Genomic DNA, 24,355 nt, shown 5'->3' on the forward strand with positions numbered 1-24,355 from the left:
ATGAATAAGAGATTTACCGTAGAAGAGAGTAATTTAATCAGTATTTTTATGGAAGAAGGTATAGATTCAGATGTGGGAGGCAGAAAAAATGTCATAAATGGTATCAATAAGACACTGAAACATCTGGAGGATGATGAGATGGTTGAATTGTCATTATGTGTCCTTGCAAAATTAAAGGAATTGACGGATCATGAATTTATGAAGATGGAGTTTGTAGCGGCAGAGTAACATCAAACGTAAGGCAGAACATGGCTTTTGGTGGCTGTGTTCTGTCTTTTTGAATAAGAACTTGACTGATAAATATTACGGGTGTAATATTTATAACGAAAGGGAGTAAATTTTTTTGCTTCAAAATCTTACACTTGTAATATATAAGCGTAGTACATTGATACGAATAAGAAATGGAGGTAACGATGAAGGCAAAACATAGAACCAAAAGAATACAAAGATATAGAAAAATGTTGGGCATTATAGTGTTAATGTTAACAATTACTTTGATTGGAGTAGTTGTGAGTGCAACAGTATTATATAAAAGAAAAAATGCGTGTAAAACACCAGATACTATCTTAGTAGAGTATATGATGCATATTCCAAAACAAGAATACGAAGAAATGTATGCAATGATTGATTTGGAGTCATCTGGATATATCAGTAAGGAAGATTTTCTGAAGAGAAATTCCACTATTTATGAGGGAATTGAAATGCAAAACATGTCGATAAAAAATGTCGAGTATGTGGAGGAAGATAAAAAAGTAACATATTTGACTTCGTTTGATACAGTGGCAGGAACTATCAGCTTTGAGAATGAGGCATTTTTTATAAATGGAGAAGAAGGATATAAATTGGTTTGGGATGATTCCATGATTTTTCCTAATCTGACTTCTGCAGATAAAGTAAGAGTTTCTACTACACAGGCAGAGCGAGGAGAAATTCTGGATAGGAACGGACGTGTCCTTGCAGGAAAAGGTACAGCATCTTCAGTTGGAATTGTTCCGGGCAAGTTGGAAAACAGAGAGGAAGCAATCGCACAGATTGCAGGACTATTGGAAATCACAACGGAAGCGATAGAAAAGAACCTGTCTGCAAAGTGGGTAAAGGATGATTCTTTTGTACCTATTAAAACGATTCCAAGAGTGGAAGAAATTGAGTTAATGTCTATCAGTCCAGAGGAAGAAGTTTTAAAGGAGAAAGAAAGGCATGATAAGTTGCTGGAGATTCCCGGAGTGATGATATCTGATGTTGAAGTGCGTGAATACCCATTAGGGGAAGCCGCTGCGCATTTGGTCGGGTATGTTCAAAGCGTTACTGCGGAAGATTTAGAGGAACATGCAGGAGAAGGTTATACAGCCAATAGTGTAATCGGCAGAAGCGGAATGGAGGGCTTGTTCGAGAAAGAACTGAAAGGCCAGAACGGTTGCAGGATTTACATTGTAAATTCGGAAGATAAAGAGAAGGAGGAACTGGCTTGTATCCTGGTACAGCATGGGCAGGACATCCGGCTTACGATAGATACTGATTTGCAGGTTTCCTTGTACGAACAGTTTAAGGAAGATAAAAGCTGCTCGGTAGCCATAAATCATTATACCGGAGAGGTATTGGCTTTGGTCAGCACACCGGCTTATGACAATAACGATTTTATTATGGGATTATCGAGTGAGCAGTGGACTGTACTTAACGAGGACGAGAATAAGCCAATGTATAATCGGTTCCGGCAAGTGTGGTGTCCGGGATCTACCTTCAAACCAATTATAGCTGCGATTGGTTTACAATCAGGAGCAATCGATCCAATGGAAGATTACGGGAACGTAGGATTAAGTTGGCAAAAAGATGCATCGTGGGGTTCATATCATGTAACAACGCTTCATGCGTATGAACCAGTCATTTTAGAGAATGCCTTGATTTATTCTGATAATATTTATTTCGCAAAAGCAGCATTAAAGATTGGATCGGATGAGTTGGAGAATTCTTTGATACGGCTTGGTTTCAATGAGGAACTACCATTTGAGATTAAGATGGCAGAATCTCAGTATTCCAATACAGAAGGCATTGAAACTGAAATACAGTTAGCTGACAGCGGTTACGGACAAGGACAGATTTTAGTGAACCCGTTGCATATGGCATGTATTTATTCTGCTTTCTGTAATGAGGGAAATGTAATAAAGCCTTATTTGGTATATCAGAATGAAGCGGAAGTTGAGTATTGGATTCCGGGTGCCTTTTCTAACGAGACAGCAAGTCGTGTATTGGAAGGAACAAAGAAGGTTGTGAATGATTCTAATGGAACTGGATATGCAGCCCATCGAGATGACATTCTTTTAGCAGGAAAAACAGGTACGGCAGAAATAAAGGCATCGAAGGATGATACTTCGGGTACAGAATTAGGATGGTTTGCAATTTTTACAGCAGAAGATACGGAATGTCCTATATTGATTATCAGTATGGTAGAAGATGTGAAAGGAAGAGGAGGAAGCGGATATGTTGTTAAGAAAGACAGTCTGGTTCTGGAAGAGTGGTTTAGCAGTCATTAGTTTTGTACTGATGTTTAGTATTTCGGGGTGTAGCGATACACCACCGGAAGAAGATACAGTTTCGGAAACAGTAATTGATGTTCAGGACGTTTCAGAAGAAGAACAGGAGAATGAAGAAGAAATTATAAACATCTGCATAGATCTTTATGACAAGGCAGCAGAGGAAAATAAGTTAGATGATTTGGAAATAATTCGGAGTATTGTAAATCGTCTTGGAGAAAACGAGTATCCTGCTGTTGACAGCAGAAATCAAGTGAATATGACGGAAGCGGAGCAGGTACTGGAATTTTGTGAAAAGGTGGATGCACAGGAAGAAGCAGATATAACGATTCTTGAAGTCGGCTATTTGGGCGGATTTGTAAAATACGATTTGCACACAAAAGACGGAAATGTAGATGTGGTCAGAAGCTATTATGGATACGAAAATGGAGAAATACAGAAAGAAGTTACTGGGAGGTATCAAGCAGAGTATTGGAATTATACAGAAGAAGGTTACCTGATGTTTTCTGGTGTCTGGTTTTCAGAAGAATTATACGTTCTTACATTGAGTGGAGCAGAGGAGCATACCGCATTACGAGTACAGCCATTGGATGAAACATATAGGGAACTGAGTCGGAAATATCTTCTTCCAATCAGCTTTGAACAGAATAATATGTTTATTGTGGATTGGAGTGAAGAAGATTTTGGGGATTTGAATTTCTATGATATGTATGACATTCTTTATCCAAAAGTGAATGGTCAGTATGTTCCTTATGTTGCAGATGACAATTTGTCAGTCAGTGCAGTTTATCGGATTCCAAAAGAGGAATTTGAAAGCGTTATTATGAAATATTTCAATATTGATAGTGAAACGCTGCAATCCAAAACTGTCTATGATTCGGAGGATTCGACCTATGAATACAAACCGAGAGGCTTCGAAGAAGTAGAGTATCCGGAATACCCATATTCAGAAGTAATCGGGTATACGGAGAACAGTGATGGAACAATTACACTTACTGCTAATGTGGTATTTCCATATTCGGGAAATTCCAAAGTATATGCCCACGAGGTTGTGGTTCGTCCTTTGGAGGATGGCGGGGTACAATATGTATCCAATCGAATTATACCCTCCGAGGATAATTCTGAGGAAACATGGCATACGCCACGGTTGACGTTAGAAGAATGGGAAGAATTATACGGAGGCGAATAATGGAAGATGTGAAATGGCTGCTTAGAAGATGTGGTCTTCCGATTTTGCTGCTGTTGATTTTCGTAATAGCCGGAGTGGTCTGTTGGGGAGAACTGCATACAGAAAAGCAAAAGGTGGCAGAAGAAGTATGGGAGCCACCTGTAGAAATCGAAAATAGCGAAGCAGAAACAGAAGAAGCCGAGAATGCGGAAACTTCCACAGAGTCAGCATATTGGTTTATTCCGCAAGCCAGTGATGATCTCCTTACAGAAGAGGAGAAGGAGCAACTGCAGAGTACGGTTTTGTCAGCAGCAGAATCGGTCAGAGAAATCTATAAGGATATTGTAATTGCAGATGCACCAAGCTACTCTTCCGGTATTGGCGAATTTACCAAAGAGCAGAGGAAAGCTGTGGTGGAGCAATTGGGCAGAACCGGTCTGGTAAGTGTTGAAGAAGATACTGCTATGCAAAATCATGAAGCAATCGAAGCATTTTATGCAGATTACCTGGATGGACAAGACTCGATGGTTACGGTATTTGAAGTACAGAGAGATGGGCTGATTGGAGCAGTTACCTTTATCTATCGGAAAGGTGAGTTGCAGACCTATTACATAGGAATTCGGTGGAGAGAAGGTGGTATGCCAGAAATACAGGGAACTTCGGTAAGTAATGTGGCTGAGATTAAACTGACCGAAAAAGGATATTTTATCTACGCATATGAATATGTGATTGCACATGCAAGTTTGAGACAGTATTGGAGAATAGAACCGCTACCAGAAGACTGCCGGGAATTAACGCAAGAATACATATCAGGACTAAGTTATGTGAATTACAATCTGCTCGTTACCGATTGGGATAGCAGCAATGTGGAGGACATTCTGATGCCTTGTATGTATGAAGATGTTTATAGGATTTCTACGGGGGAAAATCTGAAAACTGAGGGTTGGAAGATTCCGGCAGAGGAATATGAAAGGATAATGACTACTTATTTTCCGGTATCGGTAGAACAGTTGAGAGAGCATTGTGGATATGATGAGGGCAGCAATAGCTATGAATATGAGATGATTTATGCCAGTCCATACCCACCTTTCGGAGAAGTAGTTGACTATACCCAAAATGCGGATGGAACGATTACACTTATCGTGGATGGAGTATGGCCGGATTATAATTCTGATCTCGCTTTTCGGAATACGGTTGTGGTCCAGCCATTTGAAGACGGAACTTTCAGGTATCTTTCCAATTCTATAGAACAAATAGAGTTGGAACTGCCGCCAATAGCAAAAGCACATTAAATTTGCTTTGAAAGAAAGGATGATATTATGGCATTAAAGAAAAAAAGCATTTTGCTGATTATGGCATTTCTGATTGGATGCTTCGTATGTGCCTGTGGAAAAGAAGATAGTATTGTGGATGAATCTCTTGTGGAAGATACGGAAGATGTATCTTCCACGGAGGAGATAAAAAGTGCCGAGGAAGAGGCTGCAGAACAATGGGAAAAGGGCTACGACCTTCCGTTAGATGAACAGGAAAGGGAAGAAGCTGAGACTGACTGTAAAAAGCAGATGGAACTTTATCTTGACATTTATGAAACTGCAGATAAAGGGATAGCATCTAATGTTGCTTTGGATGATCAAACAGTTTTGGAAATGCAGAGGAAGCTAAAGGATGCAGGATGTCCGGTTACAACAATGGTAACATATTCTAACATGGAGAATTATGAAAGTGTTGACAGTTTTCTGAAAGAATGTATGGAAGGGAAAAGTGGTTCTGCAGTAATTTATGAAGTCCACAACGATGGTGGATTGGGCAGAATGAAATTCATTTTTGATGGAACAGATATGTATGTTGTAAGTGCAAAAGGAATCTGGAATGCTGATAATAAGCCGGGGATTTCATACATTTCCTATACAAGACTAAAAGAGTGGAAATATACAGATAAGGGATGGTTCTGCTACGAGTTGTGTGTGCCGGAGCCACCGGAGGTCAGTGAAATTGTGGATGGAAGCAGCGTGATTAGAATAAAACCTATGACAGAGGAACAGCGAGAGATGTCTGAGCGCCTCGTCTTGGGACTTGGATATCAGGGACAGAACCTTTTGTGTTCCAACTGGAATACGGAAAATATGAGTGAATTGGATTATAACGGAATGTTTGAATATCTGTATGGAATGAAATATGGAGAAAAGTTCAATTCCGAAGATTATCCAAATGGTATTCCAAAAGAAGAATTCGAAAGTCTGATTATGGAATATCTTCCGATAACAGCGGAGCAGATACGAGAGTACGCAGTATTTGACGAGGAAAACCACACATATGATTGGGCTCGATTAGGATGTGGAAATTATGCACCTACTTTCTTTGGAACTTCTTTGCCAGAGGTCACGGATATCAAAGAAAATGATGATGAGACAGTCACGTTAACGGTGGAGGCGGTTTGTGATATGGTTATTTGCGATGATGCAGTCATAACCCATGAACTTACGGTAAGGTTTGCAGAGGATGGCAGTTTTCAGTATTTGGGGAATAAAATCCTAAATGACGGAATTATGCAGATACCCGATTATCAATACCGAATTAAAGAATGATTTGATAATAGTTGTGTTTTGTGGTAATCTTACAGATGTAAGAAAAGGAAGGAGGACACATGAAGAAATTAAAACTAGTTGGAATATTGGCAGCAGTTGTATTAATAGGCGGTGTGATTTCAATTCCGCTTATAAATAACCACACTGCTTATAAAGTGGAAAAGAAATTATGTGAAACACCACTGCCAGAGAAAACGGAATTGATAGAGTCAATATCACGGGCAGGGAAGCTGACAGGTAACGGAAATGGAATGCAGTATTTCGGAGCAATTCTAATTCGAAGTGACTTGTCTTTGGAAGAATTGGATGCTTACTATTCAAGGTACAGAAGTAATGAGTGGGAATGTTTGGTGAAAATTCAGGAAGGGCAGTCCATTGAGGGGATTGATCACGGGACACTACAATTTGCGGAAGAAATAAAGGACAGGGGTTATTACATTGTATATTCTTGGGGAAGTGAAAATTCTCTATTGGATGAATTGGATATACGTGGACACTAAAAACGAGATGGAGACAAATTATGAAGAAAATTTCTAATATATGTGGTTTTATTGGAATTGCTATATATGCGGTGCTGATGATTCGCATTTCAAATCTATGTCAATACGGTGGGACGAAAGTGGACTTGATTCCAATATTGATTTTGGGTGTTGTTCTTATAGCAACAATCATTTTTGGAATTGTTAGCAGTAGAAAAGAAGAAAAAATTGAAAAAGGTAAACTGTTCTGGGGAAAATGTATTGTAGTTGTTGCCCTGACCATTTTGTTTGGAGGCAGGATTATTTATTCGGCAATCCCTTATAATGGTGCATTGTCATGGAAGATTGACGAATGGCGTAACCAAAAGAAAATTGAACTTACTCATACCAACTTCTTTGAGACAGGTGTAGAAGGAATCTTGGAAGACATTGAGACAGAGTTGGATTTACCGGATGAACTTTATGTTCAAAATAAGTTCCAGCTTTCCTTTGACAAAGATGGTGAAATTCAGAGTATTTATACTTATATGTATGGAAGATATGAAAATGGAGACGAAAATACATTCCTTATTGACTATGATGTGGATGCAGATTCAAAAATGACTGTGTGTATTAATGGAGTTGCGAGCAAATCTTACGATGATGACATGAGATTACAGCCGATGCTTGAAATTTTGAAAAACGCTGATTACAAAACAAGAGTAAATAACTGGGCTGTGGAAGGATATGCAGACGATTATGAAATTCTCTATTATGGCAAGCGGGAATTTAACACAATGGAAGGATTTGTATATCTTCAAGGTGATGTGGATGGTGACGGAGTGGACAACACAGACAATGCCATTTATTCGGAACTGAATGGTGGAGCTGTTTATGGATATGAAGTCTCGCTTCATATTCCAAGTGAATCTGAGGTGACTCCGGTACGTTATTTTATGGAACCGGAAGTGATTCCGTTAGAAACTATCATCGACAGGGAGGAAGAGCAGACTATTGATGATGCTAAAGAAACAGAATCCTGGTATGTAGATAATTCCAACGGTTCTGTATATTACTGGTTGTCTGAGAATAAAGAAATTGGATGGAGATTAGTAGTTACTGATGCGGCAGCAGGAAGCCGTTATTATGAATTGGAAAAGTCATCAGATGGTGGTGAAACATGGAATGTGATAAATGCCAATCCGTTTAACAACAAGATTGGCGTGGCACTGGGAATAGAATTTTACGATGAAAATCTTGGTGTGATTGGTATGACAGGCGCTTCACAGGATGCCTCAACTTTATATGTGACATCAGATGGCGGAGTTACTTTTACACAGATGGAATTTCCAATGGAAGAGGTTACGGAACTGCCGGATATTGCTGATGAACTAGGATACACAATCGCAGATTATGATTACGCAGAGATGCCACAAGTATCCGATGGACAATGGACTGTAATCATCAAGGCAGAATACAGCAGTTACGGAGGCTTGAGATTTACATCTAACGACAATGGAAAGACATGGATGTATGAGGGATTAAGTACAGGCGAAGGTGATTTACAATAAGAAATAAAAGATACGAATAGTGTTAAAACACAAAAAATCGGGTAAAAGATTGTACGACTGACTATGACCTTTACCCGATTTTATTATGTTTTATTTCCAGATATTCATGTCTGACAAGATAGACATGGTTATTTCAGTTGCGTTGCCTCCGGTAGCATCGCTGTCTGCACTAATGTTGGTGGCAAAAAAGTATGTATTATCTGCAGTTTCGATATAACCGATGAACCATCCGTTTACATCCTGTCCATTAACACGGCCAGTTCCGGTCTTTCCGTAGAATGTTCCGGCATCGGAAGCTGAAAGGCAGATGGCATCTTTTACTGCATTGATATTTTCAGGGGCGAAGCCGAAACTGTTATTCTGCAGCTTGGTTAAAAGTTCGACCTGTTCTATTGGAGAGATTTCCAAGGAGGATTCCATCCAATAAGAGGAGAAATCGCCACTCATGTTTTCGTTACCATATCCGATTTCTTGAACATAGCTGTAAACGTCAGAGGCTCCAAGCCGTTCATCTACTGCTTGAAAATACCAATTCACAGAGGAGTTCATTGCAGACTGTAAGGTCTGATCTGCGTTCCATGCTTCAAATGGATAGGTTTCTCCATTCCATGCAATGAACGAATTTTCCGGTGTAATGACGCCTTCTTCCAATCCGAACAAAGCATCGTATATCTTGTAGGTGGAGTTTGGAGCAACCCGTAAGGTGGCATGCTCCATGTCATGTATACTCCATGCATCGTTTTCCAAATCGTATAAAACAAAGCTGCCTTCGTATTCTCCGAAGTATGTGGAGAGGTCTACATAGGAAATATTCTCAGAAGAGGAATCCCATTGGTAGTGGCTTCCATCTGCTGCGTATGTAGAAATAAAAGGTGCGAATCCAAGGAGAAGGACAGCAGTCAACATGAATGCAGTCATACCTTTTACTCTTTTTATAAATGTCGGCTTCTCATAAGATGCAATGTTGATAATTCTCCGTTTCATCTGCTTCATGTTTCCACCAAGACCGGCGGCAAACGGAAATGGAGTAAGTGAAATCTTTTCCGCAAAATTGATCAGTGTATTACCATAATCTGCATAATCATCCTCCTCAAGCATCTTTAAAACAGAGGTGTCACAGGCAACCTCTCTGTCATTGCGCATTTCTTTTAGAGCATACCAGACAAGAGGATTGAACCAATATATTACTCCGGCAAAGTTCATTAGATAGTTGGCAATAGCATCTTTGTGCTTATAGTGCTGTAGCTCGTGTAACAGCATGTATCGCATGTCCGATTCGTTATAATCTGAGATGAGATGAATCGGCAGATAAATACAAGGTTTCAAAAGCCCCACAATAATCGGAGATTTCAAAAATGCAGTACTGTAAACATGGATATTTCTGTTAATTCCCATTTCTTTCATACATCGATGATATAGTTTTCGGACTTCCGGGTTTTGAAGGGGAAGTGCAGATTTTTTCAAGTTCTGTAAGCGGATAGAGGATTTGATTATCAATATAATCATTGCAAGGATGCCTACAAGCCATATTCCAAATAGTATGTATCCGATGCTGGATGGAGTCTCACTATTTACCGAAAGGGCAAAGTCATTCATCCAGTCTGCATTTCCGGCTGGATTGATCCCAACAGCTTCTCCTATGGCGGTTCTGGTGCCAGAAGTAGGAGAACTTTTCAGGCTACTGAGCCACGAGAGGATTTGCGGAAACCCAATGAAACGGAACGGTATAAAAGGAACTACCAACAATCCAAGTAGCAGGAACCACAGATTATACTGCATCCGGCTGGATAGGTTGCCTTTGAATATCCGCTTGGCTATCAAAAGAATTCCGATGATACCGCTGATAAATACATTGCATATTAAAAAGCGTATCATAAAATCAGCCATGTTAATTACCTCCTTTTTTTGACCTCTTGGAAAGAAGAGAGCGGAGAGTGTCTATTTCCGTTTCGGACAGTCTGTCATTTTCTATATATGCAGACAGCATGGCAGTGATGTCCCCATCGTAGTATCGTTCTAGAAAAGAGTTACTTTCCTGACCGATGTATTCACTTTCTTTCACAACTGGAGTGTAAACAAACACCCGACTTTGTTTTTCATAAGTCAGAACGCCCTTGTTCACTAGACGTTTAATTAGAGTTTGTATTGTTTTTGGACTCCAGCTCGTAGTCTGTAATAATTTATCAGTTATTTCATTGGTGCTGATCGGCGCATGTTTCCATACGATTTTCATAACTTCAAATTCAGCTTCAGAAATCTGTGGTAAATCGCTCATTTCAAATCCCTCCTTAAATCTTACGGCTGTAATAAAAATATTATAGATGTTATTTGTGTAGTTGTCAATTTAAGAGAAAATAGATTGACTTGAAATCTTACTTATGTAATAATTAAAATATTACATAAGTAAGAATTAAAAAAGGAGTGGAATCAGGATGATTGAAATTGTAAATAAAGTGCTTTGAAAATAAGAAAACCAATAGATTCACAAGGAGTCTATTGGTTTTCTTACAGAGTTGGATGGTCTTGCTTACGCAGCAAATCAAGCAGGTAACGAACCATAGGTAATAAATCAGCAGCTTCCTGTTCCGTGCAGTCATTCAGTAGGGTTAGGAGCTTCTGGAGATTTGGTTGTTGGTTTGTGCTGGCTGGATAGAAAATCTTATTGGCTGGTATCTTCAAATATGTAATTAAAGGATGCAACTTTTCAAATTTTGGATTACCACGTCCGGCTTCAATATTAAGTATAGTGCGTGTATCCAGATTGAGAGTTTCAGCCAATTTTTCCTGTGAAAGTCCGAGTTCTGTGCGGGCTTCACGCACTGCGATGGCAAGAGCCTGTTTCATATTATCCTGCATTATAATTCACCTCGATAGTAGTTTACATTACATATTATCCTGCGTGAATTACAACAAAATACACTATAAATATGGAGCACAATACATGAATGGGAAATGTAGAAAAATACACAAGAAAAGAATATTGAGTAGAATTGTGGCAGAGGCTTACTACACATATCAAGGTGTATCGCAAAGAAGTAAAAAACTTCAATGCGGTACACCTTTTTTAATGGGGAAATCAGAGCATGGTGGAGTCCTTTTCCAGCTTGCGGTTTAAGGTCTGTTCCTGTCCCGGAGTCCGGTCAAGATACTGGTTCAGATTATCCAGTTTTCGGTTGAGAGCCTGTATGTCTTTTTCAGCAGATTTATAGGTTTTCTGCAAGGCTTCTTTCTTGGCATACAGAGCATTGTAATCATTACGAAACTTATCAATATCAAAATGTTTTAAGCTGATTCCAAAGCGTTTCAGCATATTTTCTGCACCGTCATGGAGCAGGAGTTCTGTTTCATGGTGGCGGAGATAAGCATCAGGGTCTTTCGATTTCTGGTAACGGATGTGATAGATATGATTGCTCTGATATTGTTCAGCGTATTTCAATATCTGTCCTAAATCCTTTAGCTGACGTTCTGTTTCCACAAGACTGTTCCGTGCGGTTTTTGCAAGAACAGACTTACTTTCAATCTGTTTTTCAAGCTCGATGATAGAACCTGCTTTACTGTAACTGCTGGCAGCGATTTTGAGATTTTCAATCGCTGCCCAATGCTGCAGACCGGGGCTTTGCGTGAACTTTTCTTCCGAGGTGTCAATGAGCGTTCGGGAAGAATAATCCTTGATAAGAGGTTTCTTTCGGGCAGGGAATGGGACACGTTTTTGTGTCTGTGCTAAAGCCTTTGTTTCTACCCGTTCCTTAATCCGTTCTTTGGTGTATTCTGCCCCCAAAGACTTTAAGCTGCCACGGACAAAATGCTCCCGGTCAAGGGGGCGGAAGGAAATGTACTTTTAAGGCGTTTTCTCCAATGGTTTCGCCTTTGATTTCATAACCTTTTGCCCGTATCAGCTCCATGCACTGTTCATATGTATCAGCGTTTTGAATTGCTTCATCAATGTCTAGCTTGAGCTTGATTTTCCACGAGGTGCCATTTCTGCCGGATGTCCATTCTTTATAACTTTTACCACGCTGGTTTGTGGGAGAAATGACGGATAACTGATGCTTGGAACACAGCTCATCATTCAGGCGGCGAATGTGGTAGTAGGTCTGTTTACAGTCATGATATTTTTCGTGATTCACATTATCTGCGGCACAGAAAATGATGTGGTTGTGAACGTGACCTTTATCAATATGAGTGGAAACGATATAAGAAAATTTCCCCTCTAACAGCTTGTCGGCAAGCTCCACACCGATCTGATGTGCTTCCTTATAAGATACCTCTCCCGGAGCGAAAGCCTGTATCAGATGAAAGGCTTTGTTGGGGTCTGCCTGATTTGTTTTTGACAGAGCAAATTTGAAGTCAAAGGCAGCGGTTTCAGGACTGCATCCGAAGGAAGAAATGAGAATACTTTCATCTGTTTTTTGGGAATTACAGATATAGTTTACTGCCTTATGGACGGTTGCCTGGATAGCATGGATTTTTGTGATTGCCATACCTGTTTCATCAGCTCCTTTACTTCGTTTACATCGGCTTTATAGACATTGCCAGTAGCATTCATCCGCTTGGCAATCTGGTTCAGATTATTGCCGATACGGGCGAGCGTGGTGTTGTATTCCCGCAGGTGTTCGTAGTTTACATCGTAGACATAGCCATACAAAATCAGATGCCGAATAAATGCGGATTTGCTCTTCATGCCGGAGGCTTTCCATTTCTGATCTAAGATGTATTGCTCGTCATCGCTGAGATAGATTTTAAGTTCATTTTGTCTTTCTCGGTTTGCCATTGCAGTATCAGTCCTTTCCTTATTTATATAAAAGATTTTCAAATATGCCGTAGCCGGCGGTTGTTTTTTGCTTTTAGGGGGACAGGGGGATATGCCCCATGCAAGCCAATTTCTGCAAGTTTTCGCTTGGTAGAAACTTGCGGAAATGGTGCCTGTGAGGGAACACAGGCAGTGCTTGCTATTCTTCTGCAAATTACCCGTAGGGAATTTGCGTGTTGCGTGAGTATAGGCGAGCGGTTTGCAACACAGTAGGGTGTTACCGCCCTTGTTATGGATAGCGTTGATAATTCGACTTTGCAGTTGGGCAGAAGCAATAAAAAAACTGCCACGGTTCATAAGGGCATTGATTGCCCGTAAAAACTCCATAGCAGTTTGTGTGACTTTTTATGATTTTTGATTCTATCCATAATGATTTTATCAATGGGAAAAGGGAAAGTCAATGGCTGGAGAGAGATAAAAGATTTACAGAGAAATTTAGGGGAATAAGCAAAGATACTGCATATTCTGCATTTAAAATTAGAATTGGAAAACCAGAAGAGAGGGGGTGAAGCATGAATACCGTACATCGTAGAACGGAAATAATCAATATTCTTATTATCAGACGACATACAACAGCGAATGAATTGGCACAGGAATTTGGCGTTTCCATTCGCACGATACAGTATGATATTCAGGCTTTAACTCCGGTTTATCCGATTTATACAAAACAGGGAGAGAACGGAGGAATTTTTATAAGAGAGGATTACAAGCCTTATGCCAATTCGCTGACACCTATGGAAGTAGCTGCCTTGCATGAATTATATGATTGGACGGAGGGCATACATAAAAAAGTTTTATTTCAAGTCCTAAGAAAATATGGACCGGATAAATTACAACTTTGATCTTGTCATTCTGATAAAGCACATAATTTTTACAGAACCGTTCATAGCAGACGGAAGTGTGCTTATGTGCTTTTTAGGCTGACAATTTCAGCTTTGATTTTATCCAAAATGCAGACGATGTCTGCGATTGTACCTTGACAATTTCATAAACCAATGCGTACAGGACGTGTGGAATATGTGGAGCCGCTTTGAGGATACGCCATAAGACACCTGCTTTTGCCTTTGGCAGAGGTGGATACGAAGGAATATTGAAAGCAGATATTGAAGTTAAGGTGTGGAGCGAGAAATATCCGGCATAAATGTGTAGCAGTTACACGGAGGCGTTGATACATATTTTTGATAATGATACTTCCGGCTTAGTCCGGTCAGATAAGATGACGGTGCGATACCGATGTGGGTAGTGTAATGAGCTGCCACCTGTACGGATTTTTTAATATCTTCCAATAAAAGCATATTTGTTTGTTAAGTATGTTTTTATTGGCAGATATGCCATAACCATAGCAAGAGAAAAAGAACACACTTTGAAAAGGTAGGTGGAAGAATGCAGGCAAAAGTGAACACAAAAAATTTTATAAGGTATGACGAGGGTGCGGAGAGGTATTCTATGAGTAAACACAGCTTTATGAAATTGGCACAGGATGCTCGTGCTGTTTATAAAATTAACCGTATCACATTGGTAAACGTGAAGATTTTTGAGGAGTATTTGGAATCTTTTCGGGCGTAGACATGATAAGAAAGAGGAAAACGAATTATTGTATATCAAAAAGTATTTGACTTTTTGATATACAAGTAGTAAAATGAAGTCAGGTTATGAAAGGCAGGTGTTGACGGATGGCAAGAATGGGTAGACCTAAGTTAGAAAATCCGAGAAGTGAAGGTGTATTCATCCGTCTTACAAAAGATGAGCATACAGATATAACAGAGTATGCCAGCTCTCATGATCTGACCATAACACAGACGCTTGTTCAAGGATTTAGAAAGCTGCAAGAGCAGGATAATACCGAGAATGAGTAATGGCATTTGTGACCTCTTTCTTATATTGAGAGGAAGGTGGTACATAATGTCAATGTCGAGAAAAAGATTCAAAAGGCAGAGTATTAAGGAAAGGCGAAAGTCAGAGGAAAAACGACGGAAGGTATATCTACCAGTACACCGATTCGACAGGTAAAAGGCGGGTCGTTTATTCAAATGACCTGTTGGAGTTAAGGGAAAAGGAAAAAGAACTTGTTCGCAATCAGTTGGACGGTCTTGAAAGCTATTGCAGTGGAAAGACAACTTTGAACTATGCATTTGACAGGTATATTTCAACGAAGTATGATTTGAAAGAACACACACGGGTAAATTATAAGTATATGTATAACCGTTTTGTCAGAGATACTTTTGGAAAAAGAATCATCAATGATATAAAGTATTCTGATGTGAAATTCTTTTATTGTTCGTTGATGAACATATTGGGGTTACAGGTGAATACATTGGATAATATTCATACGATTCTGCACCCAACCTTTCAGATGGCAGTTAGGGACAATGTGATACGCAATAATCCGGCAAGCGGTGTAATGGCAGAAATCAAAAAGGCGAATGGAAAGAATAAGGGCATAAGACACGCACTTACATTGGAACAGCAGAGAGCATTTTTGAATTATGTATCGAACAGTCCTGTGTATTGCCATTGGTTGCCACTGTTTACAGCACTTTTTGGAACGGGATGTCGCATAGGAGAAATGATAGGGCTGCGTTGGGAAGATTTGGATTATGAGAATAAAACCATTAGTATAAACCATGCGGCTATCTATCGAGTAATGGAGAATGGAAAGAGTGAATTTCATATTTCTTCGCCAAAGACAGAAGCCGGGATTCGTACTATTCCGATGATGCAGGCTGTAGAACAGGCATTTAAGGATGAATACGAAGCACAGAAAGAAACCGGTTTTAATGTGCAAGTGGTTGATGGTATGAGTGGGTTTATCTTTTGCAATAAAGACGGAATTATCCATAAACCCAGCGTAATCAACAGTGCAATCAAAAGAATTTACGAAGCCTACAATGCCGAAGAAATTATTAAGGCAAAACGGGAGAGCAGACGCCCGGTATTGATTCCTCATTTTTCGTGTCATCATATCCGACACACATTTTGCACCAGATTTTGTGAAAATGAAAGAAATCTGAAAGTGATTCAAAGTATTATGGGTCATGCAAATATTGAAACAACGATGGATATTTATGCGGAAGCAACAGATGTGAAGAAAAAGGAAGCAATTAAAGCTCTGGAAAATAATAGTGATATATTTTAGGAAGAAGTCCTTGCAAGGGGACGATTTCCAAGACAAACCTGACATCAAAAAAGTCAGAATACATCAAAATGACATTAGTTTGTTGGATTTTGGTGGACAAATATGGACTGGCGATATATAATGAAAATCGTGTAAAAAAGCGTTTATCAACTTATTTGGACTGTGGTGGATTAGCTTCGGTTATATTCCCGACCATGAAGAGCCAGGGCGCTGCCAAGAACGAAGCAAACAACGCCGCACAGGCAGCAGGCAACGTTTCCGCAGAGAGCGCGGAAGCTGCTGCACCGGCTGGGGACAACAATGGATTCTTCACCCCCAACGAGAAGATCGACTTCTCCAACGTGAAGATCGAGCCGCTGTTCGAGGAGCAGGTAGACTTCGACACCTTCAGCAAGTCCGATTTCCGTGCGGTGAAGGTAAAAGCCTGCGAGGCTGTAAAGAAGTCCAAGAAGCTGTTACAGTTCACCCTGGACGATGGAACCGGCACAGATCGCACCATCCTTTCCGGTATCCATGCTTATTACGAGCCGGAAGAGCTGGTGGGTAAGACGCTGATCGCCATCACCAACCTGCCGCCGCGTGCCATGATGGGCATTGACTCCTGCGGTATGCTGCTTTCCGCAGTGTGCGAGGAGAACGGCGAGGAGAAGCTGAACCTGCTGATGGTGGATAATCATATCCCGGCAGGCGCAAAACTGTATTAAGAGACACGAGTTGTGTAAGCAAGAAAAAATCGCATAATTTGGAACATCAGCAGGAAAACAAGCACGGGCGAAGCGAGTATTTGTTTTCACCTGATGTGACAGCGACAAAATCGGAGAGTGCGAAGCACGGCAACGGTAAAGCCGTTGGATTTTGGAGTGATAAAAGAGTGGGCAATTCCAATCGGGATTGCCCATTTTTAAAATAAGGAAGCTACAAGACGAAAGGCAGGAAGGAGAAATACAGATTATGGGGTTATTTAGCAAATTTAAAAAAGAGAAAACAGCGGTTGATTGGAGTAATACATATGCTGCAACACCAAAATTTTATGCGAAACCAGATGGTAGTCCGTTTGGAGCAATCGCATTAACAGAAGGTACAGAAACAATTCTACCGAAAATGCCACAAAACGAATATGCCGTAGATGGAAAGCAGGTAGACGATTGGAAAATCGTACTTGTAAGCACGACAAAAGATTGTGTTATGGGGGATTGTGATTATCAGAAAGCTTTGAAGAAATTGGAAAAGCACACATTAGATTCCAGGGAGAATACGATTTTAGTGAAAGGCTTATCTTTAGACGAATTAGAAGCTATTGTGGAATAACGGTTATCGATTTGCCTTTTGAGAGAGGAGAAATTCTTTTCTCAAAGGGCTTTTTCTGTTTATACGGATATTCGCAAACTACAAGATAAAGCAGAAACTTCATATACTCTAGGCACAAGGAGGTTGAGGTTTGACTATGGCAACAGCAGGTTGCTTTTCAGAATATGAATTTGTTTATATGATATGGCTATGGAGGTGACAGCTATGGAAACAAAAAATATTATTTTGAAACTTCGTACTGGAAGAGGAATGTCACAAGACGAGCTGGCAGATAAAGTCATGGTAACAAGGCAGGCAGTATCCCGTTGGGAAAATGGAGATACAGTTCCAAACACTGATACACTTAAGCTCTTATCTAAAGAATTTGATGTCTCAATCAATACGCTTTTGGGAGAACCCAGAAAATTGATTTGCCAGTGCTGTGGAATGCCAATCGATGATGATTCCATATTGGGACGTGATAAAGATGGCACATTAAATGAGGAGTATTGTAAATGGTGCTATGCAGATGGAACATACACATATAATGATATGGATGAATTGATTGATGTGTGTGCAAAGAATATGGTAAATGAAAACTTTACCGAAGAACAGGCACGCACTTATCTAAAAGAAATGCTTCCAAAGTTAGATTACTGGAGCAGGTATGATGAACTTAGTGACAATGGGCAGTTTGAAGAGTTTAAAATGCAGTTGATAAATGAAATAAATGATCTGCATATAGACGGACTTCCAAGGGTAGACAAGCTAAATGCACTTGTGGGGAAATATGTGAATCTGGAATATACTCTGCCTAATGGACAAAAAGTGAAATTCCTTGATGATCATAAAACCTATCTGGGAAATCAACTGGAGTCTGAATTTGGAGGAGACAGCTGCTTTGGTATTTTGGCAAGTATGGATTTTATTCTGGTATGTACATATGAGAAGGATGGTGAAAATCCAGAGCTGTTGATTTATAAAAAGAGATAATATAAGCAAAAAGAAAAGTCTTGACAAATAAACGATCGTTTACTATCATTAAAATGTAAACGGTCGTTTATTTATTTTGGAGGAAATGTGCATGAGTAATAGGAAAGAGGAAATATTAATTGTGGCACTGCATTTGTTCGCCAGAGATGGTTACGAGGCTGTCTCTGTTAGCCAGATAGCAGGAGAGCTTGATATGACAAAAGGGGCATTGTACCGTCATTACAAAAGCAAGAGAGATATTTTTGACAGTATTGTAAAGCGCATGGAACAGCAGGATGGCGAACAGGCATCAGAATATGGTATGCCGGAAGAGGAAAAAGAAAAAATGCCTGAACAGTATGAGAATGTATCAGTGGATGATTTGGTGGAATACAGCAAGTCAATGTTTGAATACTGGACAGAGGATGATTTTGCATCATCGTTTCGGAAAATGCTTACGCTTGAACAATTCAAAAATGAAGAAATGCAGAAGTTATATCAGCAATATCTGGTATCCGGACCGGCAGAATACGTGAAGGATCTGTTCAAAAATATGGAAATAAAAAATCCGGAAGAGAATGCAGTTCAATTTTATGCAAATATGTTTTTCTATTATAGTGTATATGATGGAGCAGCAGATAAGACGAAAGCAAAATGTCAGTTTGAACAGATGATGGACAAAATTGTAGTAGAAATGAAGCAGTAATTGTATTTTGGGGGAAGGAATGTGAAATGCAGGAGAAGGGATCGAACATACTTTTTAAGAGAGGACATAAAAGAAATGGAAAAAAGTAATATTATGATTCGTTTAGAGAAAAAGGAAGAACAACAGAAAGTAGAAAATCTGGTAAGAGAAAGTTTTTGGAATGTGTATCGTCCAGGATGCCTTGAGCATTATGTATTGCATCAGCTCAGAAATGATCCGGCATTCGTTCCAGAACTGGATTTTGTGATGGTTTTTAGTGAAAAAGGCAAAGAGGACAAGCTGATCGGTCAGAATATGTTTATGAGAACAAGTATTAAAGCGGATGATGGAAGAAATATTCCAATTATGACGATGGGACCGATTTGCATTACTCCGGAACTGAAAAGACAGGGGTACGGAAAAGTCTTGCTGGATTATTCATTAGACAAGGCAGCGAAGCTTGGATGTGGTGCGGTTTGTTTTGAGGGAAACATTGATTTTTATGGAAAAAGTGGATTCAGACCGGCAAGTGAATTTAACATCCGTTATCATGGACTGGAAGAGGGGCAGGATGCGTCCTTCTTTCTATGCAAAGAGCTGATTCCGGGATATTTAAATGGCATTACAGGGGAGTATGCGACACCAGCGGGATATTTTGTAGATGAAAAGGAATCTGAAGAATTTGATAAGATGTTTCCTTATAAAGAGAAGAAAAAATTACCGGGACAGTTATTTTAATTTACTTGAATTATACAAAGCAGTGTGATATATCAAAACTACCGAATGGTAGTTAAAATAAAACCAAAAGGTAATATATGGGAGATAGTTAAAACAAATAATGAGTGATACAAGAAAAAAAGACATTATCATGGCTACATTGGAGCTGGCAGCTAATAAAGGACTTGGTAACGTATCTATGAATATGATTGCAGATAAGGTTGGGATAAAAAAACCGTCATTATACAATCATTTTGCATCCAAAGAGGAGCTTGTTGAAGTAATGTATCAATTCCTCCGGGAAGAGGCTAAGAAAAATGCCAATATAGGTGCGATTGATTATACAACCATTTTTGCGGATAAGAGTGCATTGGAAATATTGAGGATGATGGTCGGAGGATATTTTAATATGAACCAGCAGGAACATATGATGAATTTCTATAAGGTTATCTATTCCGAAAGAAGCCTGAATCCTATGGCAGCAAAAATTGTCGCAGAAGAGATGGATAAGATGATTATAGCAACGAAGCAGCTGTTTTATGCCATGGAAGTACATAAATTACTTCATTTTACAAATCCGGATCTGAGTGCAGTAAGCTTTGCTATGACGATACATGGGCTGATGGATTACGAACTGGATCAGAGCAATGGTGAGTGTAGGAATGAAACAGATAAGAATCTTTTGGACGATTATCTGAAATGGTTTTGCGAGGAAAATGCTGTATGATAAAGAAAAAGGGTATATTGAATGATTGTGGATTACTTGAAGCAGCAGTTTTTTTGTCATATATAGCAGCGGGAACCCGTTAAGCAGTTTGTATAATGATTTAAAAGTTTCAGATGTGAAGGATCATATAGTGGATTATCAATCCATTGCCAGACGCTAAGACGCAGAGCAGAAATGAAATGTTTTTTGCCTGCGTCTTTTTTGCTATATAAGATCTGCCAGGCAAAGAGGAAAGCTGAATATGTTAAAGTTCTTTAATTGAAAATATAGTAGCTGTTGACAAGTAACCGATAGGTAACTATAATTAAAGTAACCAAAAGGTAACTTGATGACAGATTTAAATTAGGAGACAGATATGGAAAGCAAGGAAAAGAACACAAAGGAAAAAATACTGGAAGAAGCCTTGAAGTTATTTGCACAGAGTGGATATATGGGAACATCCATGAATGATATTGCTTCAAAACTTGGAGTGACCAAGGCTGCATTGTATAAGCATTATAAAAGCAAGCAGGAGATATTGGACAGTATTATTGAAAAAATGAATGAATTAGATATGGAAAGAATAAAGCAATATGAAATGCCGGAGGGTGATCTGGAAAAGGTTGCAGCCGAGTATAAAGAAACGGCATTTGATAAGATCAAGCAGTTCACAAAGGTGCAATTCCTTCATTGGACAGAGGAAGAGTTTTCATGCTGTTTCCGTAAGATGTTGACATTGGAACAGTACAGGGAACCACAGATGGCTCAGTTATATCAGAATTACCTTGCAAGCGGACCATTAACTTATATGGAAGCTTTGTTTTCAGGAATGCTGGGAGATGCAGGAAAAGCAAGACAGACAGCGCTTGATTTTTATGGACCTATTTTTTTGCTTTACAGCATATATGATGGAGCAAAAGACAAAAGCCATGTGATAAAGTTACTGGAAGAGCATATGGATCATTTCTACAGGGAGATGCAGAAAAATTTATAGTAAAGGAAGCCGGACGCTAAGACGCAGTGCAGATTGTGGTGCCGGCATGGGACAGACAGGCACACAGCGAAAAGAGGATGATATGTTAGGTGTGATGATAAATGGCGGAAAACGAGTATCTTTACAGAATTTGAAGGCGGTTACTGAGTAGTATAAAAGTTTGAATTAGCAGGAGGAAAAGCAGATGAAACTCTATTTTGGAAATATGGTAACAACAGTTACTACACTTATGATTTTATCGCTGGTCGGGTTTGTTGGATATTCAATCAGTAACAGAAACAACATTAATTTCTGGGGCAGAAGGAGCCTGTTTGTTTTGGTATATGGCCTTGTTATATGCTGCTTCGCAGCTGCAAGAGACGGACTGGATAAAACAATTCAGTATACGATAGATGGAAGCTGTAATCCAGGAATATTTTCACTTGTGAGCGTTCCAAACATAGTTGGATGTGTCGGAGCTGCAATCATAATTATTGCAGCAATAGCAACACCGATTGCAAAGTCACAGCATATGCGTGAGATATGGTTTTATGTAATGTCCGGCGGAGTGATGCTAAAGATTGTAGTTATGGAGATCGCAAGAATTGCGGTTGGTTATTGAAACAGAATCTGATCCTGAGATGAAACGGGCTTACACGGATATGCTTGAAGGAAGTCTTTCTAACTCTAATAAATGCTGTTTATATTTATGATGGAAAACTTTTAAATAAAATAGGAATGCGCATCATACTTTGGTAGGATTTACAAGCCGCCCACCCTTTGCTAAGATTTTGGTAAAACCGATGCGGATAAGAACCGTGCAAAGATCGGGAAGGAAAGGGCAGTCATATGGAAAAGAGGGCAAAAATCAATCTATTTTTTTCAATAGTTGCAGTGATGTTGCTGACATTTTTATTCGTTCCCGGACAGGTTCGGGCGGAAGATCAGAATGTGGTGCAGTTGGATTTCACGAATTGTTCAGAAATTGATACGGATGCAGGGCGGGTGACCTATGAAATAGAGGGAGCGAAGTATCGGATCAGTCTCTACAGAGAGCTGGACTTTGAACAGATGCAGCGTGTAGCCATTACCTCGAATGGGATGGAAATTGACCTCAATGCATTTTCCTATTATTTAGAGGTGGCGGCAGTGGCTGATCTGGAGGATCTGGAGAATCCGGATAGCGTGCTGCCGGATCTGGCGGCAGTGCAGCTGTATCTGGGCGAGACGGTGTTTGATCTGTCTGCGTCTCCGCGTATCCAGCTGCAGACGGAGCAATTTTCCGGGACGGTTCATATCGACCTGAAAAAGAAAGATGTGGCGCCGCCCGGCCCTTCTTACCCGGATGAAATAGCGATAAGCGGCACGTATGACGGATTTGGAATGGAGATTTTCTTGAACGGAGAAAGAATCGGCCAGGAGAGTGCCCATATTTTCGGGACTGGCCGTGGGTATGCCAGCGGAGACATCTATAATATGCTCCAGATTCAGCTTGCATTTGGAGATGGAGCGATTGGATCAGTAACGGTAAATGGAACAGCGATATCGCTGCCGGAAAATGTTTCCGATACGATGACTTTTGTTGTGGCACCTGCTGACCGGTATGATATTGTCGTAACAAAGAAAATCGTTCCCGTGCCAAGAACCATCGTCTGGGATTCGGATAAATCCGGGCAGCCCGGATGGAATGACGATGAACGGGTAAAAAACGGGACGGTGGAAATCCTGGATGTCCAGGATGCGGATGGCAATTCCCTGGGATTGAAGGATGTCAGGCAGGATGCGGATAAAAATACCGGATATGCCAACATTCTTCCCGGGTCAAAAGTGATTTTCCGCCTGACGCCGGATTATGGGTATCAGCTGACATCTGCCCGGCTGGGAGATACCTCGCTGACTGCCATGGAAGAGAAGTCCGTGTTTGAATACATTATGCCGGACGCCAACGTACATATTGCCGGGATTTTTGAAAAAGTGGAAAATCAGGCAAAGAGCAGTGCTGCGGACGTGAAGGCTGCCGCTATTTTGTTGGCAGATGGGGAGATTTCGTCCGGTTCGGTTGTTCTGTCAGTCAAAGATGCGGAGCTGACGGACGCACAGAAAGCCAATTTTGAGAAAGCAGCCGCCGGGGCGCAGATCATCGCATATACAGATCTGAGCCTGGAACAGATCGTATACAAGGGGACGCCGGACGCAGTCTGGGCAGACCGTTTGCATACATTGCAAAACAAAGCAACGGTAAAGCTCCAGCTGGCGCAGCAGCCGTCTGCCGGGGAAATCGTGGTAATCCACGAAAAACAGGATGGCTTTTATGAAAGTCTTCCGGCTGTTTATGATGCGGCGACGCAGACCGTTACATTCCAGACCACCGGTTTTTCCAACTATGCCATTGCGGCGAAAAAAGCAGATACAAAAGATGACCAGAAGGGCGATGCTGGCAAGACAGACGGTGCGTCTTCCGGTGGTTCCGAGGGTGGAAGCAAGGACAGTACGTCTTCCGGTGGTTCCGACAATGGCAGTAAGGACAGTGCGTCTTCCAGTGGCTCCGGCAGTGGAAGCAGGGAGACAGCTGCCGCCGCAGTCAGCCGGACTGCGCCCGAAACAGGAGATGCAACTTCCCTGTGGTGGCCGCTGGCCTGCCTGGGCCTGTCTGTACTGGTGTTGCGGACTGTCCGGAAGAGAGAACGAAACACACACCCTGACATGTGACCGCACGCAGAGTCAGGAAACAGCTTCCGCATTTTGCTACACTGTGATCA

The 24,355-nt window shown here is 40.5% G+C and carries 23 protein-coding genes and 3 pseudogenes; 21 read left to right on the forward strand and 5 right to left on the reverse strand.

The annotated features are described in order from the left end of the window. From RJD28_02210 to RJD28_02240, 7 genes are all read left to right on the forward strand, one after another. Positions 1-228 carry a transposon-transfer assisting family protein gene (locus RJD28_02210; GenBank protein ID WNV58386.1) on the forward strand — a complete coding sequence of 76 codons (228 nt, stop codon included), beginning with the start codon at positions 1-3 and terminating at the stop codon, positions 226-228. A gap of 185 nt (positions 229-413) precedes the next feature. Next, a complete protein-coding gene (locus tag RJD28_02215) occupies positions 414-2,528 on the forward strand; it encodes a penicillin-binding transpeptidase domain-containing protein (protein WNV58387.1) in 2,115 nt (704 codons plus the stop codon). Then, positions 2,476-3,717: a DUF6070 family protein gene (locus RJD28_02220; GenBank protein ID WNV58388.1), complete on the forward strand. Its 1,242-nt coding sequence runs from the start codon at positions 2,476-2,478 to the stop codon at positions 3,715-3,717. Before RJD28_02215 ends, RJD28_02220 begins: the two co-directional genes overlap by 53 nt. Beyond that, the gene (locus tag RJD28_02225; GenBank protein ID WNV58389.1) at positions 3,717-4,988 is read left to right on the forward strand and encodes a DUF6070 family protein; all 1,272 of its coding nucleotides are present in this window, start codon (positions 3,717-3,719) and stop codon (positions 4,986-4,988) included. The genes RJD28_02220 and RJD28_02225 overlap by 1 nt, the downstream gene beginning before the upstream one ends. A 27-nt stretch (positions 4,989-5,015) precedes the next feature. Beyond that, positions 5,016-6,281, forward strand: coding sequence for a DUF6070 family protein (locus tag RJD28_02230; protein ID WNV58390.1), 1,266 nt, complete (start codon positions 5,016-5,018; stop codon positions 6,279-6,281). A 59-nt stretch (positions 6,282-6,340) separates the two neighbouring features. Further along, positions 6,341-6,781 carry a hypothetical protein gene (locus RJD28_02235; GenBank protein ID WNV58391.1) on the forward strand — a complete coding sequence of 147 codons (441 nt, stop codon included), beginning with the start codon at positions 6,341-6,343 and terminating at the stop codon, positions 6,779-6,781. 20 nt (positions 6,782-6,801) lie between these two features. Continuing rightward, positions 6,802-8,310: a hypothetical protein gene (locus RJD28_02240; GenBank protein WNV58392.1), complete on the forward strand. Its 1,509-nt coding sequence runs from the start codon at positions 6,802-6,804 to the stop codon at positions 8,308-8,310. A 90-nt stretch (positions 8,311-8,400) separates the two neighbouring features. Here the strand turns inward: RJD28_02240 and RJD28_02245 are convergent, their stop codons facing one another. The 5 genes and pseudogenes from RJD28_02245 to RJD28_02265 form a co-directional block, all read right to left on the reverse strand. Then, positions 8,401-10,197 (reverse strand): BlaR1 family beta-lactam sensor/signal transducer, encoded by a 1,797-nt coding sequence (locus RJD28_02245; protein ID WNV58393.1) that lies wholly within the window; start codon positions 10,195-10,197, stop codon positions 8,401-8,403. A 1-nt stretch (position 10,198) separates the two neighbouring features. Then, positions 10,199-10,585, reverse strand: a complete 387-nt coding sequence (locus RJD28_02250; protein WNV58394.1) for a BlaI/MecI/CopY family transcriptional regulator — start codon at positions 10,583-10,585, stop codon at positions 10,199-10,201. Positions 10,586-10,815: 230 nt separating this feature from the next. Further along, positions 10,816-11,166: a helix-turn-helix transcriptional regulator gene (locus RJD28_02255; GenBank protein ID WNV58395.1), complete on the reverse strand. Its 351-nt coding sequence runs from the start codon at positions 11,164-11,166 to the stop codon at positions 10,816-10,818. A gap of 220 nt (positions 11,167-11,386) precedes the next feature. Next, positions 11,387-12,791: pseudogene (locus RJD28_02260) on the reverse strand (relaxase/mobilization nuclease domain-containing protein). Continuing rightward, positions 12,740-13,081, reverse strand: coding sequence for a MobC family plasmid mobilization relaxosome protein (locus RJD28_02265; protein ID WNV59540.1), 342 nt, complete (start codon positions 13,079-13,081; stop codon positions 12,740-12,742). The pseudogene RJD28_02260 and the gene RJD28_02265 overlap by 52 nt, the downstream one beginning before the upstream one ends. Positions 13,082-13,467: 386 nt before the next feature. Between RJD28_02265 and RJD28_02270 the strand changes: the two genes are divergently transcribed. The 14 genes and pseudogenes from RJD28_02270 (at position 13,468) to RJD28_02335 (ending at position 24,305) form a co-directional block, all read left to right on the forward strand. Continuing rightward, on the forward strand, positions 13,468-13,629 hold the full coding sequence (locus RJD28_02270; protein WNV58396.1) for a hypothetical protein: 162 nt from the start codon (positions 13,468-13,470) through the stop codon (positions 13,627-13,629). A gap of 3 nt (positions 13,630-13,632) precedes the next feature. Further along, a complete protein-coding gene (locus RJD28_02275) occupies positions 13,633-13,962 on the forward strand; it encodes an HTH domain-containing protein (GenBank protein ID WNV58397.1) in 330 nt (109 codons plus the stop codon). A gap of 541 nt (positions 13,963-14,503) precedes the next feature. Continuing rightward, positions 14,504-14,686: a DUF6462 family protein gene (locus RJD28_02280; protein ID WNV58398.1), complete on the forward strand. Its 183-nt coding sequence runs from the start codon at positions 14,504-14,506 to the stop codon at positions 14,684-14,686. A 107-nt stretch (positions 14,687-14,793) separates the two neighbouring features. Further along, entirely contained in the window at positions 14,794-14,976 is a 183-nt protein-coding gene (locus RJD28_02285; GenBank protein WNV58399.1) for a CopG family transcriptional regulator, read from the forward strand. Between the two features lie 62 nt (positions 14,977-15,038). Further along, a pseudogene (locus tag RJD28_02290) lies at positions 15,039-16,256 on the forward strand (site-specific integrase). A gap of 179 nt (positions 16,257-16,435) precedes the next feature. Further along, positions 16,436-16,960 (forward strand): annotated as a pseudogene (locus RJD28_02295) (lysine--tRNA ligase). A gap of 247 nt (positions 16,961-17,207) precedes the next feature. Further along, a complete protein-coding gene (locus RJD28_02300; protein WNV58400.1) occupies positions 17,208-17,564 on the forward strand; it encodes a DUF4299 family protein in 357 nt (118 codons plus the stop codon). 204 nt (positions 17,565-17,768) lie between these two features. Next, the gene (locus tag RJD28_02305) at positions 17,769-18,536 is read left to right on the forward strand and encodes a zinc ribbon domain-containing protein (GenBank protein WNV58401.1); all 768 of its coding nucleotides are present in this window, start codon (positions 17,769-17,771) and stop codon (positions 18,534-18,536) included. 91 nt (positions 18,537-18,627) lie between these two features. Further along, entirely contained in the window at positions 18,628-19,221 is a 594-nt protein-coding gene (locus RJD28_02310) for a TetR/AcrR family transcriptional regulator (protein WNV58402.1), read from the forward strand. A gap of 75 nt (positions 19,222-19,296) precedes the next feature. Then, entirely contained in the window at positions 19,297-19,938 is a 642-nt protein-coding gene (locus tag RJD28_02315) for an N-acetyltransferase (protein ID WNV58403.1), read from the forward strand. Positions 19,939-20,068: 130 nt separating this feature from the next. Further along, positions 20,069-20,644, forward strand: coding sequence for a helix-turn-helix domain-containing protein (locus RJD28_02320; protein WNV58404.1), 576 nt, complete (start codon positions 20,069-20,071; stop codon positions 20,642-20,644). Between the two features lie 355 nt (positions 20,645-20,999). Further along, complete coding sequence (locus RJD28_02325; protein WNV58405.1) at positions 21,000-21,617, forward strand: helix-turn-helix domain-containing protein; 618 nt, start codon at positions 21,000-21,002, stop codon at positions 21,615-21,617. A 184-nt stretch (positions 21,618-21,801) separates the two neighbouring features. Beyond that, positions 21,802-22,218, forward strand: coding sequence for a hypothetical protein (locus RJD28_02330; GenBank protein ID WNV58406.1), 417 nt, complete (start codon positions 21,802-21,804; stop codon positions 22,216-22,218). A 227-nt stretch (positions 22,219-22,445) separates the two neighbouring features. Further along, positions 22,446-24,305: a hypothetical protein gene (locus RJD28_02335; protein ID WNV58407.1), complete on the forward strand. Its 1,860-nt coding sequence runs from the start codon at positions 22,446-22,448 to the stop codon at positions 24,303-24,305. Positions 24,306-24,355: the final 50 nt, after the last annotated feature.

The sequence above is a fragment of the Oscillospiraceae bacterium NTUH-002-81 genome (genome assembly GCA_032620915.1).
Lineage (GTDB): Bacteria > Bacillota > Clostridia > Lachnospirales > Lachnospiraceae > JAGTTR01.

What these genes read in the sequence shown, in the direction of transcription:
- RJD28_02215 (WNV58387.1), top strand. Translation starts at nt 414, where the DNA reads ATGAAGGCAAAACATAGAACCAAAAGAATACAAAGATATAGAAAAATG.
- RJD28_02305 (WNV58401.1), top strand. Translation starts at nt 17,769, where the DNA reads ATGGAAACAAAAAATATTATTTTGAAACTTCGTACTGGAAGAGGAATG.
- RJD28_02325 (WNV58405.1), top strand. Translation starts at nt 21,000, where the DNA reads ATGGAAAGCAAGGAAAAGAACACAAAGGAAAAAATACTGGAAGAAGCC.
- RJD28_02335 (WNV58407.1), top strand. Translation starts at nt 22,446, where the DNA reads ATGGAAAAGAGGGCAAAAATCAATCTATTTTTTTCAATAGTTGCAGTG.
- RJD28_02330 (WNV58406.1), top strand. Translation starts at nt 21,802, where the DNA reads ATGAAACTCTATTTTGGAAATATGGTAACAACAGTTACTACACTTATG.
- RJD28_02310 (WNV58402.1), top strand. Translation starts at nt 18,628, where the DNA reads ATGAGTAATAGGAAAGAGGAAATATTAATTGTGGCACTGCATTTGTTC.
- RJD28_02300 (WNV58400.1), top strand. Translation starts at nt 17,208, where the DNA reads ATGGGGTTATTTAGCAAATTTAAAAAAGAGAAAACAGCGGTTGATTGG.
- RJD28_02280 (WNV58398.1), top strand. Translation starts at nt 14,504, where the DNA reads ATGCAGGCAAAAGTGAACACAAAAAATTTTATAAGGTATGACGAGGGT.
- RJD28_02285 (WNV58399.1), top strand. Translation starts at nt 14,794, where the DNA reads ATGGCAAGAATGGGTAGACCTAAGTTAGAAAATCCGAGAAGTGAAGGT.
- RJD28_02250 (WNV58394.1), bottom strand. Translation starts at nt 10,585, where the DNA reads ATGAGCGATTTACCACAGATTTCTGAAGCTGAATTTGAAGTTATGAAA.
- RJD28_02240 (WNV58392.1), top strand. Translation starts at nt 6,802, where the DNA reads ATGAAGAAAATTTCTAATATATGTGGTTTTATTGGAATTGCTATATAT.
- RJD28_02230 (WNV58390.1), top strand. Translation starts at nt 5,016, where the DNA reads ATGGCATTAAAGAAAAAAAGCATTTTGCTGATTATGGCATTTCTGATT.
- RJD28_02210 (WNV58386.1), top strand. Translation starts at nt 1, where the DNA reads ATGAATAAGAGATTTACCGTAGAAGAGAGTAATTTAATCAGTATTTTT.
- RJD28_02225 (WNV58389.1), top strand. Translation starts at nt 3,717, where the DNA reads ATGGAAGATGTGAAATGGCTGCTTAGAAGATGTGGTCTTCCGATTTTG.
- RJD28_02245 (WNV58393.1), bottom strand. Translation starts at nt 10,197, where the DNA reads ATGGCTGATTTTATGATACGCTTTTTAATATGCAATGTATTTATCAGC.
- RJD28_02265 (WNV59540.1), bottom strand. Translation starts at nt 13,081, where the DNA reads ATGGCAAACCGAGAAAGACAAAATGAACTTAAAATCTATCTCAGCGAT.
- RJD28_02275 (WNV58397.1), top strand. Translation starts at nt 13,633, where the DNA reads ATGAATACCGTACATCGTAGAACGGAAATAATCAATATTCTTATTATC.
- RJD28_02315 (WNV58403.1), top strand. Translation starts at nt 19,297, where the DNA reads ATGGAAAAAAGTAATATTATGATTCGTTTAGAGAAAAAGGAAGAACAA.
- RJD28_02270 (WNV58396.1), top strand. Translation starts at nt 13,468, where the DNA reads ATGATTTTTGATTCTATCCATAATGATTTTATCAATGGGAAAAGGGAA.
- RJD28_02220 (WNV58388.1), top strand. Translation starts at nt 2,476, where the DNA reads ATGTTGTTAAGAAAGACAGTCTGGTTCTGGAAGAGTGGTTTAGCAGTC.
- RJD28_02255 (WNV58395.1), bottom strand. Translation starts at nt 11,166, where the DNA reads ATGCAGGATAATATGAAACAGGCTCTTGCCATCGCAGTGCGTGAAGCC.
- RJD28_02235 (WNV58391.1), top strand. Translation starts at nt 6,341, where the DNA reads ATGAAGAAATTAAAACTAGTTGGAATATTGGCAGCAGTTGTATTAATA.
- RJD28_02320 (WNV58404.1), top strand. Translation starts at nt 20,069, where the DNA reads ATGGCTACATTGGAGCTGGCAGCTAATAAAGGACTTGGTAACGTATCT.